This window comes from Frondihabitans sucicola (genome assembly GCF_030296615.1).
Lineage (GTDB): Bacteria > Actinomycetota > Actinomycetes > Actinomycetales > Microbacteriaceae > Frondihabitans > Frondihabitans sucicola.
The window spans coordinates 23,453-36,270 of the sequence record NZ_AP027732.1; the positions used below are offsets into that span (position 1 = coordinate 23,453).

The window sequence follows — 12,818 nt, forward strand, 5'->3', positions numbered from 1 at the left end:
TACGGCGCAGGTTACGAGTAGTACCAGGGTCCGATGCACCATCGACGCAAAAGTGCAATTCTGAGTCCATGATCACGAAGCAGCTGCGGACGAGGGCTGCATTGACCTCCCTCGCGCGGCGACTCACCGCAGCCTCGGGTCTCGCCGGTTTCACCGTGCAGCAGCTCTGCGACGAGGTCGGCATCTCGCGCCGCACCTTCTTCAACTACTTCCCGTCGAAAGAGTCGGCCGTGCTCGGCATCGAGAACGGCCTCGACGAGGTCCTGCTCGACCGATTCGTCGTCGCCAGACGCGCGGCGCCCGGCGAGCGGCGCGATCTCGCCGACGACCTCATCGACCTCGCCATCGGCCACTTCGCCGCCATGAGCCCGTCCGCGTCCGACATCGACGATCTCGTCACCGCCCTCCAGCGCGAGCCGAAACTCATCACGACGATGATCCAGTCCGGCCGCGCCGAGCAGCAGCGATTCGTCGACCTCGTCGTGGCGAACGACAGCTCTCAGGATCACGTCTCCGCCGAGGTCGCACTGGTCCTGTTCGAAGCCCTCGTGCGGGTCAGCATCGACTCCTACCTCCGCCAGGCGGATGTCCCGATCCCCTTCGCGGGCTCTGCCCCTGATCCGCTCCGCGAATCGCTCCGCGCCGAGGGGCGCGTCCCGATCCCCTTCGCGGGCTCCGCCCCTGACCCGCTCCGCGAATCGCTCCGCGCCGAGGGGCGCGTCCCGATCCCCTTCGCGGGCTCCGCCCCTGACCTGCTCCGCGAATCGCTCCGCGCCGAGGGGCGCGTCCCGATCCCCTTCGCGGATATCCTCCGCCATCGTGTCGACCTGGCACGCGGCCTGTTCACCCCCGCACCCACCCCCGTCCCGCCGATCACCCAGGAGCCCACCGAATGACCACCGAGAAGACCGCCCCGTCGGCGGCCCGCCCCAACCGGCGCGGGTCCAACGCCGACGGGCAGCTGATCCTCACCCAGCGCCGCATCTGGATCATCTTCGCCGCACTCATCGCCGGCATGCTGCTCTCCAGCCTCGACCAGACCATCGTCTCGACCGCCATGCCGACGATCGTCGGCCAGCTCGGCGGCGTCGAGAACCAGGCCTGGATCACCACGGCCTACCTCCTGGCGACGACCATCGTCATGCCCATCTACGGCAAGTTCGGTGACGTCCTCGGCCGCCGCAACCTCTTCCTCCTGGCGATCGCGCTGTTCACGCTCGCCTCGATCGGCTGTGCCTTCTCCACCGACTTCTGGACCTTCGTCGTCTTCCGCGCCCTCCAGGGCCTCGGCGGCGGCGGCTTAATGATCCTGTCGCAGGCCATCATCGCCGACATCGTGCCTGCCTCCGAGCGCGGCAAGTACCTCGGCCCGCTGGGCGGGATCTTCGGTCTCGCCGCCGTCGGCGGCCCTCCTCGGCGGCTTCTTCGTCGACCACCTCACCTGGAACTGGGCCTTCTACATCAACATCCCGGTCGGTGTCGCCGCCTTCGTCATCGCGTGGTTCACTCTGACGCTGCCGAGCAAGAAGGCGACCAAGAAGATCGACGTCCCCGGCGTGATCCTGCTCTCCGTCTCGACGGCGAGCCTCATCTTCTTCACCGAGTTCGGCGGCAACGCCAAGCACGGCTGGGGTGCGCCCGAGACATGGATGTTCGGCGCCGCTCTCCTGGTGGCCGGAACCCTCTTCGTGCTCGTCGAGAACAAGGCACAGGACCCCATCATCCCGCTGGCCTTCTTCAAGAACCGCGTCTTCGTGATCGCGACCGCGATCGGTTTCGTCCTCGGAATCGCCATGTTCGCGGCGCTCGCGTTCGTTCCGACGTTCCTCCAGATGGCGTCCGGTGCTTCGGCTGCCGCCTCGGGTCTCCTGCTGCTCCCGATGATGGTCGGACTGATCGGCATGTCGATCATCTCCGGTCAGGTGATCACTCGCACCAGTCGCTACAAGATGTTCCCCATCCTCGGCACGGTCCTCGTGGGCGTCGCCATGTTCCTCATGACGACCCTGACGGCCGACACCCCGATCTGGCTGATCTGCGTCTTCCTGTTCGTCTTCGGCGCCGGCCTCGGCTCGATCATGCAGGTCGTCGTCCTGGTCGTCCAGAACTCCGTCCCGCCGAAAGACGTCGGCACCGCGACCAGCACGAACAACTACTTCCGCGAGGTCGGTTCGGCCCTCGGCGTGGCCGTGTTCGGAGCGATCTTCACGTCGCGCCTGACCGACAAGCTGACCGACGTGTTCACGCAGTCGGGAGCCTCAGCGTCGGATGCCGCCTCGTCGACGTCCAGCCTCGATCCTGCGGCCCTCAACAAGCTGCCGACGGCCATCCACGACCTCGTGGTCGCGGCCTACGCCGACTCGCTGGCGCCCGTGTTCTGGTACCTGATCCCGCTCATCGCGATCGCGTTCGTCCTGTCGCTGTTCCTGAAGAACATCCCGCTGTCCGACGTGTCGGGCATGGTCGCGCGAGGCGAGGCCATCAGCGGCGAGGAGGCCGAGCGGGCCGAAGCCGAGCTGCGGGCCCAGGCCTCCGGCAAGGCGACGTCCGCCGCTCCCCGCGACTAGCCTCTCCCCCCCCGCCTCCGCCGTCCGCCGTCCGCCTCCGCCGTCCGCCTCCCGCCTCCCGCCTCCCGAAATCGAAGGGGATTTTCGCCCCGACCCGCCCCGATCGGCCTCATGTTCGGTCGGCGGCACGAATCCCCTTCGATTTCGGGCGCAGCGGGGCGAGGCGGGGCGGGGCGGGGCGAGGCGAGGCGGGGGCGGCACGGGGCGGGACGGGACGGGTGTGCGGGCAGGCGGGACGAACCCGGCAGCCCGACGGTCAGGCGTCGAGCTCGAGCGGCTCGCGCGCCTCGGTGGCGACCCAGCTGGCCAGGAGACCGAGGCCCTCGGCAGACTTCGAGCCGGGTTCCGCGCTGTACGACAGCAGGATGAGCCCCTCGTCGGTGACGAGCTGCAGAGCCTCGTAGCTCAACTCGAGGTCGCCGACGACCGGGTGGTGCAGTCGCTTCCAGCCGGAGCGGTGCTGATGGACGTCGTGGGCCGCCCAGCGCGTCCGGAACTCCTCGCTGCGCGTCGACAGCTCGCCGATCAGATCCGTGAGGCCCTTGTCGTACGGGGTCCGACCCGCCTCGTTGCGAAGGGTCGCAACCGTGTCGCCGGCGATCTTGTCCCAGTCCGGCCAGAACTCGGGTGCGCGCGGGTCGAGGAAGGCGAAGCGCGCCGTGTTCGGCGGCGTCACAGGGCTGTCGAAGACCTGCGAGTAGAGCGCACGGCCCATCGCGTTCGCGGCCAGGACGTCCATGCGGCCGTTCCTCACCCAGGCGGGCGCGTTGATCGAGTCGAGCAGGCGCAGGACCCCGGGGCGCACCCGGTTGGCCACCGGACGGCGGCGGGTCCCGACCGTGGCGTTGGCCGTGCGCGCGAGGTCGAACAGGTGGGACCGCTCGGTGTCGTCGAGCTGAAGGGCACGGACGAGCGCCTCCAGCACGCTCTCCGACACCCCGCCGAGGTTGCCGCGCTCGAGCCGCACGTAGTAGTCGACGCTGACCCCGGCGAGCATGGCGACTTCTTCGCGGCGCAGGCCCGGGACCCGCCTCTTGCCGCCGAAGTCCGGCAACCCCGCCTGCGTCGGCGTGAGACGGGCCCGTCGCGTCGCCAAGAAGTCGTGAATGTCGCTCTTGTTGTCCACAGATGCACCGTACGTCACCGGGCCCCCGACAGGGAGGTTCTCCCAGTACCCCGAACGGTAGGGTCTGTCACGCGCCCGCGGGAGCCGGTTGGGTGGTCACGAGACCGAAAGGGACATTCACTTCATGCGAGCAACACTGATGTACGGGGCGGGCGATGTGCGCGTCGAGACCGTCGCCGATCCTGCCCTCCACGAGCCCACCGACGCCCTCGTCCGCGTCGTCGCCGGCTGCATCTGCGGCAGCGACCTCTGGCCGTACGCGTCGAAGCTGGCCACCGACCACGGATCGCGGATGGGCCACGAGTTCGTCGGTGTCGTCGAAGAGGTCGGCTCGTCGGTGTCCGACGTCGCGGTCGGCGACTTCGTCATCGCGCCGTTCGTGGTGTCGGACGGCGTCTGCGACTTCTGCCGCGAAGGCCTCCAGACTTCCTGCCGACACGGCTCGAACTGGGGTGGCGCCCACGGCGGCGACGGCGGGCAGGGCGAGCGCGTTCGCGTTCCGTTCGCCGACGGCACGCTCGTCGTCGTGCCGGCCGGCTTCGACGAGAACCTGATCCCGTCGCTGCTGAGCCTCTCCGACGTCATGTCGACCGGATACCACGCCGCCAGGATGGGCCGCGTCGAAAGCGGTCAGACGGTGGCCGTGATCGGCGACGGCGCGGTGGGCCTCAGCGCCGTCATCGCGGCCAAGCTGCTCGGCGCGACCACGATCATCCTCCTGGGCCGCCACACCGACCGCACCGACCTGGGCGTCGAGTTCGGCGCCACGCACGTCGTCGCGGAACGCGGCGAGGAGGGCGTCGCGCGCGTTCTCGAACTGACCGGCGGTGACGGTGCGCACGTCGTCCTGGAGGCCGTGGGGCTCCCGGCCGCCGTCGAGACGGCCATCGCCGTCGTCCGCGACGGTGGTGCGATCAGCCGCGTCGGGGTCCCGCAAGACCCCATGATCTCGTTCGGTCGCAACGAGTTCCTGCGCAACCTCACCCTGACGGGCGGCGTCGCTCCGGCTCGCGCGTACATCGACGAGCTCCTCCCGCTCGTGCTCGACGGCACCATCGAGCCGGGCCGGGTCTTCGACCGCACGATCGGCATCGACGAGGTCCCCGCCGGCTACCGGGCCATGGCCGACCGCGAGGCCCTGAAGGTTCTGGTCCGCATGTAGCCCGCCCGCCCGCCCGCGGCCGGGCTAGCGTGGGCGCGTGACCGACGTGCAGCCCACCATCGCCGAGGCGATCCGCGAATTCGTCGAGCCTCGAGTCGCAGCGCGCATGCTCACGCTGATCGAGTCGGGCACGCCGAAATCCCACCGGAAGCTGGTTCTGATGCTGCCCCACTTCACGGCCCTGAAGCCCTCCCGGGCCCTCCGCCTGGCCGGGTCGGACGATCTCGCCGCTGTTCTCCGAGATCACGGCGACCCTCAGCGCTTCGAGATTCTCTCCGACTCGTCCCAGCTCGACGATCGAGTGATCGATGCATCCGAATTGGTGGCGCGCGCCAACGACGGCCCGGGCATCCTGGCCGTGGCGGATCCCCGGCACCTCGCCGTGTTCTGCGGGGAAGACGCCAACTCCGTGCACCTGCTGACCTGACGGTCGCTCACCCTGACGTGTCTGGCAGGATCATCCCGCCGGATGATGGACCAAACCGTTCCGTCGGGATTAGGGTCTAGCAGGGGATCAAATCCACCAGGGCGAGCATGACCGGTGGCTCTGCAAAACGGGCCGCTGATGATCACTCTCCCGCCGACCGGCCCACTTTCGCAACGACGCGGAAGCGGGCCGGTTCCGTTTCCGCCGGCCGTGCCCGGGCGGCCGCCCGACTCGATCAGACCGTGAATGCCGGCGAGCTCGATGAGCGCGGGGGAATGCCGCTGCCGGTGCTGCCACCCACAAATCGAAGGGGATTTTCGCCCTCCGGCCCGTTTTCTGCGCGAGAAGCGGGTGGAGGGCGAAAATCCCCTTCGATTTCGGGAGGATCGTCGGAACGACAGGCGGCGCAGCTCAGGCGTCGGCGCCCTCGAGCACCTCGTCGGCGCGCTCCGGGCTGCCCTCGGCGAGGCCGCGGGCGATCGCTCCGCGCGAGGCGAACCACATCACGAGACCGGCGACGAGCACGAGGCCTTCGCTGACCGTCAGGGCCCAGATGATGCCGTCGAGCCCGAACCAGAGGTTGGCGAGGATGACGATCGGGATGAACAGGACTCCCTGCGTCACCGACATGACGGTCGCCGGCAAGGCCCGCCCGGTCGCCTGGAACAGCGAGGTGATGAGCCCTGTGAAACCGTTGAAGATCATGGAGACGAGCTGCGCTGTGATGATGATCGCGCCGAGGCCGAGGAGCGACCGGTCGGAGACGAAGAGCGAGAACACCTGGTCGCGGAAGACGAACACGATGATCGAGAACAGCAGCGCGATGGCGCCGACGGTCACCGCGGACGAGCGGATGGAAGCCGAGAGGCGCGCCGCGTCACCCTTGCCGAACGAGTAGGCGAGCAGCGGCAGGATGCCGAGGGTCACGCCCATGATGAGAAACTCCGGAACCTGGGCGATCCGGACGGCGACACCCATGGCCGCGAGCGGACCGTCGCCGTAGTTCGCGGCCAGATTGTTGAGCACGAGCGAGGTGACGATGAGGAAGGCGGACTGCAGCAGCTCGCCGACTCCGACGCCGAAGACGGGCTTCAGAACGGCGGGCGAGAGGGTGAACCACTTCGGAGCCAGGCTCACGTTCTCGCTGTGCCGGGTCAGGTAGGTGACGAAGTACACGATCGTGACGACGTTCGAGAGACCGACGGCGAGCGCGGCACCGGCGACACCCCAGTGGAGCACCAGGATGAAGAGGACGTCGAAGACGAGGTTGGCGACGGTCGAGGCGATCAGTCCGATCATGACCTGGCGTGCCGCTCCTTCGGCTCGGACGATCTGCTCGAGGCAGAAGGCCGCGGCCAGGACGGGCACGAAGGCGAGCATGACGCCGACGAAGGCGCTCGTCGCGGGCACCGCGGCGCCGTGCGCGCCGAGCAGGGCCACGAGCGGGCTCAGAAAGATCAGGCCGGCAGCGCCGACGATGGCCCCCGCGATGACGGCACCCCAGACGGCGAACGACGAGACGTGTTTGATCTCCGCCGCCTTGGCCGGGTCGTTCTCGGCAGCTCCGAGGAGGCGGGAGATCAGCGCGCTGCCACCGACGCCGAAGACACCGCCGACGGCCATGACGAGGCCGAGGATCGGAGAACCGAAGGTGACGGCAGCCAGCAGGATCGGGTCGTGCAACGAGCCGATGAAGCCCGCGTTGATGACGTTGTAGACCGCGCCGACGATCATGGCGGCGGCCATCGGGATGCAGAGGTGAATGAGAGCGCGCACCATCGGTGCGGAGGCGAGGTACCAGCGGTTGGAGCCGACGGTGTCGGCCTGGGGGATTGCGGTGCTCATGAGGTGCTCCTTTCCGGGCGATGCCGGACGAGTTTCAGGGCGCGCCGACGAACGCCGGCGCGGCGAGGAAGAGGTGGGTGAAGGGCGGCGGCTGGGCCGCGGGCGTTACGAGCGGGTCGGCTGCGGGAGAACCGAGGTGATCTTGAGGAGCAACTCGTGAAGGGCTGCCCGCTCCGACTCGTTCAGGGGGCGAGGATCGTCTCCTCGGCTCCGTGCATTGCGGTGTCGAAGCCCGCGATGAGCTCGACGCCCGCTTCGGTGGCGTAGACGCGCTTGCTGCGCTCGTTGCCGCCTTCGGTGCGGCGTTCGATGAGACCGCGAGCCTCGAGCCCCTGCAGGAGGCTCGAGACGCTGGCCGGCGTCGTCCTGGTCATCTCGGCGATGTCGCGCTGGATCGAACCGGGATTCTGGACGAGGAAGCCCAGGGCGAAGCTCTGCTGGTGACTGAGCCCGCGTTCGCGGATCCAGTCCATTCCGGCCTGCTGCTGAGCCCAGCCGATCCACCGGAGCAGCTCGAGATTGCTGGTGAAGGTGATCTCCGGTTCGTTCATGATTAGAAAGCTAATCATTAGAACTCGAACTGTCAAGCCTCAAACTGATTTTTTCCACGATTTTCGAGGCGCGTCGAGAGATGGACGTGCCGCCGACCGTCGGTGAAGCGACACCTCTACCGTCCGGAGGCGCTCGGGGTATCTCGAATCACGTCCCGGCAGCGCCTCGCCCGCTCCTGCCACTCGCGTCGCGGGGCCGTTTCGGAATCCAGCGCCCCAGCGCGGCGGCGGCCGCGAAACCGACGAACCCGGACACGACGATTCCGAGGGCGAGCCCGGCCACACCGGTCACGACCGACAGCAGCACCGGACCGAGAGAGCTTCCGCCGTCGGCGAGTTCGCGCCAGAGCCCCAGGAACGTGGGACGCCCGACCGCGGGGGACGCATCCGAGCCGAGCGTGTTGACAATGCCCGAGCCGATCCCGTTCCCGAAACCCATGACGACGGCGACGAGCGTGAGCACCAGGAAGGTGTGCGTCAGCGGCATGAGCAGGAATGACAGGCCCATCACGATGGTGCAGGGCAGCGCGATCCACTTGCGACCCCAGCGGTCCATCACGTAGCCCGCCGGGTAGAACACGGCGGCGTCGACAGCGCCCGAGATGCCGTAGATGAGCGACGACTGGCTCGGGTCGAGCCCGATGTGGTGCGCCCAGAGCGGGACGACCACCTGCCGGGTCGCGCGGATCGCGGAGAGCAGCAGGATGCCCGTACCCAGGAAGGCGAAGGTGCGCCAGTGGTCGCGGAGCATCGTGAGGGTCGTGACGCGAGGCGCCCGCTCGCCGGGAGCGGGGGATCCTGCACCAGATCGGGCACCGTGTAGGCGATGACGCCTGCGCCCGCGATGGCGACCAGCGCCAGCAGGTAGGCCCCGTCGATGCCGGCCAGCCGGATCAGCCCCGCGCTCGCGAACGGGCCGATGAAGACACCGATGCGCTGGACGCCGCCCAGCGTGGACAGAGCTCGCGCCCGCTGCTCGGCCGGAACCGCTTCGGTGAGGTACGACTGCCGCGCCAGCAGGAAGACGCTCGAGGCCGCGCCGACGAGCAGGACGCCCAGGGTGAAGACGATCAAACCGAGCGGCAGGAGGCAGAGCGCCAACCCCACCGCGCTGAGCGCCGCGGCACCGACCATCGAGCGGCGCTCGCCGAAGCGGGTCGTGACGGCACCCGCGGGGATGTTCGTGACCAGGGAGCCGATGCCGATCATCGCGACGACGAGCGACGCGACGGCCTCGTCGGCGCCGCGCTCGATCGAGCTGATGGCGATCACCGGCAGCATGGCGCCCTGCGACAGCCCGAACAGGACCGAGGGGGCGTAAGCGGCGAAAGCGATGCTGCGGAGAGAGAAGTCGCTGCTCGTCGGGGTGACCATCGACGCCAGTGTATCTCGACGTCGAGACAGTTGCGGAGCGGCCCGCGGTCGTGGCGCGGGCCGCTCCGCCCCGGCTCAGCCCGCGTTGGTGATGTTGTCCTGCAACTCCTTGATGAAGGCGGCTGCCGCGGCCTTCGGTGTCTTCTGGCCGAAGATGACCTGCTGGTTGTAGCGGGCCATCATCGTCTCGATGTCGCTGGCGCCGTTCGGAGTGATCGCCGGGGCCTTGCCCGACTTCTTCACCATGGCGGCGGTGAAGTCGAGACTGAACTTGTCTGCGGTCGACAGCTGCGGCGTGATGGCGGTCTGGATCGCCGGGTTCGACGGCACACCGCGCTCGACGCCGAGGATCTTGCCGGCGTCCTTGTTCGTCAGCAGGAAGTTGACCAGGAGCGCCGCTTCGGCCGGGTGCTCGCTCTTCGACGAGATCGCCCAGTACATCGACGGCTTCGGGTACTGGAATCCGCTGTCGGTGGAGCTGCCGGACGGCCAATTCGCCATGGTGAAGTCGGCGTCGGGGTTCGCGGCGTTGTAGGCCGTGAACTGACCGGCCGGGATGAAGCCCATGGCGGTCTTGCCGGTCGAGAGGTCGTTCTGCTCGAGGGTGAAGCTCGCGCCCTCGGCGATGTGGGAGGCCGACGGCGACGCCTTGTCGGCGATCCAGTCGAGCTCCTGCTGCCAGTAGGAGGTGAGCACGCTCGGCTTCAGCGTCACCTTGCCCGCGCTGTCGAAGACGTTGTTGCCGTGCTGCCGCGCCCAGATGCCGAGCGAGAACGAGTCGGATCCGAACGGCCCGAGGCCGTGGACGGATCCGCCGGACTTCTGGGTGACCTCGGTCGCGAGATCGTCGAACTGCTTCCAGGTCCAGGTGTCCGTGTCGGGCATCGCGATGCCCTCCTTCTTGAGCGCCGCCCGGTTGATGATCACGCCGTTGGGCGTGACTCCGACCGGCATGGCGTAGAGCTTTCCGCCGACCTCGCCCGTCCCGACGACGCTCTTCGGCAGCGCGCTCGACTTCAGGGTGTTCGACACCGTCGAGAGGTCGAGGAGCGCACCGCGCTGGGCGTACGAGGCGACGTAGAGCTGGTCGAACTGGTTGACGTCGGGCATCTCGCTGGCCGCTGTCGAGGTCGCCAGTTTGTCCCAGTAGCCGCTCCAGTCGGTGTTCGACTGGTCGACCGTGATGTTCGGGTACTTCTTCTCGAACAGGGCGATCGCCTTGGTGGTGTTCGAGTTGCGAGCGGGATTGCCCCACCAGTTGAGGCTGATGGTGACCTTGTCCTTCGAGAGCGCCGGCTGATCGCCGCCGCCGTTCGAGCTGCCGCTGCAGCCGGTCGCGAGCAGGGTGAGGGCGGCGGCGGTGGCGGTGATCGCTGCGATGCGCCGTTGCATTCTGGATCTCATCGTGTTCCTTTGCGTGAGGTGGATGGGTGGGGCGGGTGCGTCATTTGCCGCCGGTCGTGGCGATCCCCGGAGGAGGAACCGCTGACCGAACAGGAAGACCAGGAAGACGGGAATGAGCGAGACGATGCTCATGGCGAAGAGGGCGCCGTAGTCCGACGCCGACTGCGAATCGACGAACGAGCGCAGGGCGACCGGCACGGTGTAGAGGCTCGGCTTCGTCACGAAGATGAGCTGGGAGAAGAAGTCGTTCCAGGTCCAGATGAAGGTGAAGATCGCCGTCGTCGCGAGAGCGGGCACCATCAGCGGGAGCATGACCTGGAAGAAGATCCGCGCGTGGCCGGCACCGTCGATCCTGGCCGCCTCGTCGAGCTCCTTCGGGATGCCGCGGATGAACTGGACCATCAGGAACACGAAGAACGCGTCGGTCGCGAGGAACTTCGGCACGATCAGGGGCAGGAAGGTGTTGAGCCAGCCGAGGTGCGAGTAGAAGACGTACTGCGGCACGATCAGCACGTGGATCGGCAGCATGATCGTTACGAGCATCACGACGAAGGCCAGCGTCCGCAGCCGGAACCGCAGCCGCGCGAACGCGTAGGCGGCCAGGGAGCACGAGACGAGGTTGCCGACGACCGCGCCGATCACGACGATGAGCGAGTTCAGCAGGTACCCGCCGAACTGCATGCTGAGCGCGTTCCAGCCCTTGGGATAGTGCGTCAGGTCGAAGGTGTCGATGAGCAGGCCCGAGTGCGTGAAGATGTCGGAGTTCGGCCGGATCGACGACACGACCATCCAGAGAACCGGATAGAGCATCAGCAGCGCGACCACGACGAGCAGGGCGTGCTTGAGGATGCTGCTGATGCGGCGAGAGGTGCCCGGCAGTCGCTTGGGCTTTCGCCCGGACGACGGCGGCGCGGTCTCGGGGACGATGTCGGCGATGCGGGTCGTGGTGTCAGTCATCGTAGAAAACCCAGAACTTCGAGGCCCAGAAGTTGAGCGCGGTGAACACTCCGACGATCACCAGCAGGAACCACGCGAGTGCAGAGGCGTAGCCCATCTGGAAGTTGCCGAAGCCCTGTTGGTAGAGGTAGAGCGTGTAGAAGAGGGTCGAGTCGCTCGGCCCTCCCGTTCCGCCCGAGACGACGAACGCCTGCGTGAACGACTGGAACGCCCCGATGATCCCAAGTACGAGGTTGAAGAAGATGATCGGGCTGAGCAGCGGCAGTGTGATCGACCGGAACTGCCGCCAGCGCGACGCCCCGTCGGTCGAGGCGGCCTCGTAGAACTCCCGAGGGATCTGGCGGAGGCCCGCGAGGAAGATCACCATCGGCGCCCCGAACGTCCAGACGTGCAGCAGGATCAGCGTCGAGAGCGCCGTCTTCGGATCCGCGATCCACGCCGGCCCGTCGATCCCGAAGCGGGCGAGCACCACGTTGACGAGTCCGTTCGAGCCGAAGATGATGCGCCACAGCACGGCGATCGCGACGCTCGCGCCGAGCAGGGAGGGCAGGTAGAGGAGCGAGCGGTAGACGGGGAGCCCTCGGACGCCGCGATCGAGCAGGATCGCGAGAGCGAGCGCCGCCATCAGCTGCAGCGGCACCCCGACCGCCACGTACACGAACGTCACGCCCAGCGAGTGCGCGAGCCTCTCGTCGCCGAGCATCCGCTGGATGTTGGCCAGGCCGGTGAACTTCGGCGCCTGGAGGAGGTTGTAGTTCGTGAACGCGAGGTAGAGCGACACGAGGACCGGCCCGAGCGTGATGCCGATGAGCCCCACGAGCCACGGCGCGAGGAACAGGATCGCGACCTTGTTGTCCCGGGTGTCGGCCTTCCGGTCGGCAGCGTCGCCGCGAGCCTTCCGCACGTTGCGGAGCTCACCGAGCGCGCTCACCTCAGCCTGCCCCGGCGATCGGGCGGCACCGCGCAGGGTGCTGCGTGTCGATGGCGAGATGTCATGATCTGCTCTCCTTTGAGTCGTGATCCTGCGGTTCTTCGGTGGTTCAGGCGGGGTGCTTCCACACGCCGAGCCGGCCGCACATGCCGAACAGCGCGGGTCCTTGGCGGCGGTCGGCCACGACCACGCGGGCACTCGAGAGGTGGCCGGCCGTGCCGCGCGAGAGGGCGTCGAGTCGGGTGCGGGTGGCTTCTGCGTCGTGCTCGACCGAACTCGACCAGAGGCGCTGCCAGTCGGCGACCCGGGGGCGACCAGTCGACCGGCGAGGTCGTAGAACTCCGCGAGGGCAACGGATCCGCGCCGGTCGAAATCGGCCTCCAACTCGGCGAAGCCTTCGAGCGCCAGGTCGCGGCGGGCTCGGGCCGCTCGGCCGACGACCGCCTCCGTGTCGTCGGAGGGCAGAGCGGCTTC

11 protein-coding genes and 2 pseudogenes are annotated in these 12,818 nt (G+C 68.1%); 4 read left to right on the top strand and 9 right to left on the bottom strand.

Annotated elements, in window-relative coordinates:
* The first annotated feature begins 68 nt into the window (after positions 1–68).
* Positions 69–896 (top strand): TetR/AcrR family transcriptional regulator, encoded by an 828-nt coding sequence (locus QUE79_RS00125; protein ID WP_286344895.1) that lies wholly within the window; start codon positions 69–71, stop codon positions 894–896.
* Here QUE79_RS00125 and QUE79_RS00130 read toward each other — a convergent pair.
* Positions 874–1,113 (bottom strand): hypothetical protein, encoded by a 240-nt coding sequence (locus QUE79_RS00130; RefSeq protein WP_286346874.1) that lies wholly within the window; start codon positions 1,111–1,113, stop codon positions 874–876. The genes QUE79_RS00125 and QUE79_RS00130 overlap by 23 nt on opposite strands.
* Here QUE79_RS00130 and QUE79_RS00135 point away from each other — a divergent pair.
* Positions 1,016–2,567, top strand: a pseudogene (locus tag QUE79_RS00135) (MDR family MFS transporter). The gene QUE79_RS00130 and the pseudogene QUE79_RS00135 overlap by 98 nt on opposite strands.
* 256 nt (positions 2,568–2,823) lie before the next feature.
* Here the strand turns inward: QUE79_RS00135 and QUE79_RS00140 are convergent.
* Positions 2,824–3,693: a helix-turn-helix transcriptional regulator gene (locus QUE79_RS00140; protein WP_286344868.1), complete on the bottom strand. Its 870-nt coding sequence runs from the start codon at positions 3,691–3,693 to the stop codon at positions 2,824–2,826.
* A 124-nt stretch (positions 3,694–3,817) separates the two neighbouring features.
* Here QUE79_RS00140 and QUE79_RS00145 point away from each other — a divergent pair, with 124 nt between their 5' ends.
* Positions 3,818–4,855 carry a zinc-binding dehydrogenase gene (locus QUE79_RS00145; protein ID WP_286344869.1) on the top strand — a complete coding sequence of 346 codons (1,038 nt, stop codon included), beginning with the start codon at positions 3,818–3,820 and terminating at the stop codon, positions 4,853–4,855.
* 37 nt (positions 4,856–4,892) lie between these two features.
* Entirely contained in the window at positions 4,893–5,282 is a 390-nt protein-coding gene (locus QUE79_RS00150) for a hypothetical protein (protein WP_286344870.1), read from the top strand.
* 411 nt (positions 5,283–5,693) lie between these two features.
* Here QUE79_RS00150 and QUE79_RS00155 read toward each other — a convergent pair whose 3' ends face one another.
* From QUE79_RS00155 to QUE79_RS00185, 7 genes and pseudogenes are all read right to left on the bottom strand, one after another.
* Complete coding sequence (locus QUE79_RS00155; protein ID WP_286344871.1) at positions 5,694–7,127, bottom strand: MATE family efflux transporter; 1,434 nt, start codon at positions 7,125–7,127, stop codon at positions 5,694–5,696.
* Between the two features lie 182 nt (positions 7,128–7,309).
* A complete protein-coding gene (locus tag QUE79_RS00160; RefSeq protein WP_286344872.1) occupies positions 7,310–7,678 on the bottom strand; it encodes a MarR family winged helix-turn-helix transcriptional regulator in 369 nt (122 codons plus the stop codon).
* A gap of 148 nt (positions 7,679–7,826) precedes the next feature.
* The gene (locus tag QUE79_RS00165; protein WP_286344873.1) at positions 7,827–8,348 is read right to left on the bottom strand and encodes an MFS transporter; all 522 of its coding nucleotides are present in this window, start codon (positions 8,346–8,348) and stop codon (positions 7,827–7,829) included.
* Positions 8,234–9,052 carry an MFS transporter gene (locus tag QUE79_RS00170; RefSeq protein WP_286344874.1) on the bottom strand — a complete coding sequence of 273 codons (819 nt, stop codon included), beginning with the start codon at positions 9,050–9,052 and terminating at the stop codon, positions 8,234–8,236. The genes QUE79_RS00165 and QUE79_RS00170 overlap by 115 nt, the downstream gene beginning before the upstream one ends.
* Positions 9,053–9,127: 75 nt before the next feature.
* The gene (locus tag QUE79_RS00175) at positions 9,128–10,456 is read right to left on the bottom strand and encodes an ABC transporter substrate-binding protein (RefSeq protein ID WP_434011021.1); all 1,329 of its coding nucleotides are present in this window, start codon (positions 10,454–10,456) and stop codon (positions 9,128–9,130) included.
* A gap of 40 nt (positions 10,457–10,496) precedes the next feature.
* Positions 10,497–11,413 (bottom strand): annotated as a pseudogene (locus QUE79_RS00180) (carbohydrate ABC transporter permease).
* Positions 11,406–12,344 (bottom strand): carbohydrate ABC transporter permease, encoded by a 939-nt coding sequence (locus QUE79_RS00185; RefSeq protein ID WP_286346802.1) that lies wholly within the window; start codon positions 12,342–12,344, stop codon positions 11,406–11,408. The pseudogene QUE79_RS00180 and the gene QUE79_RS00185 overlap by 8 nt, the downstream one beginning before the upstream one ends.
* Positions 12,345–12,818 lie beyond the last annotated feature (474 nt).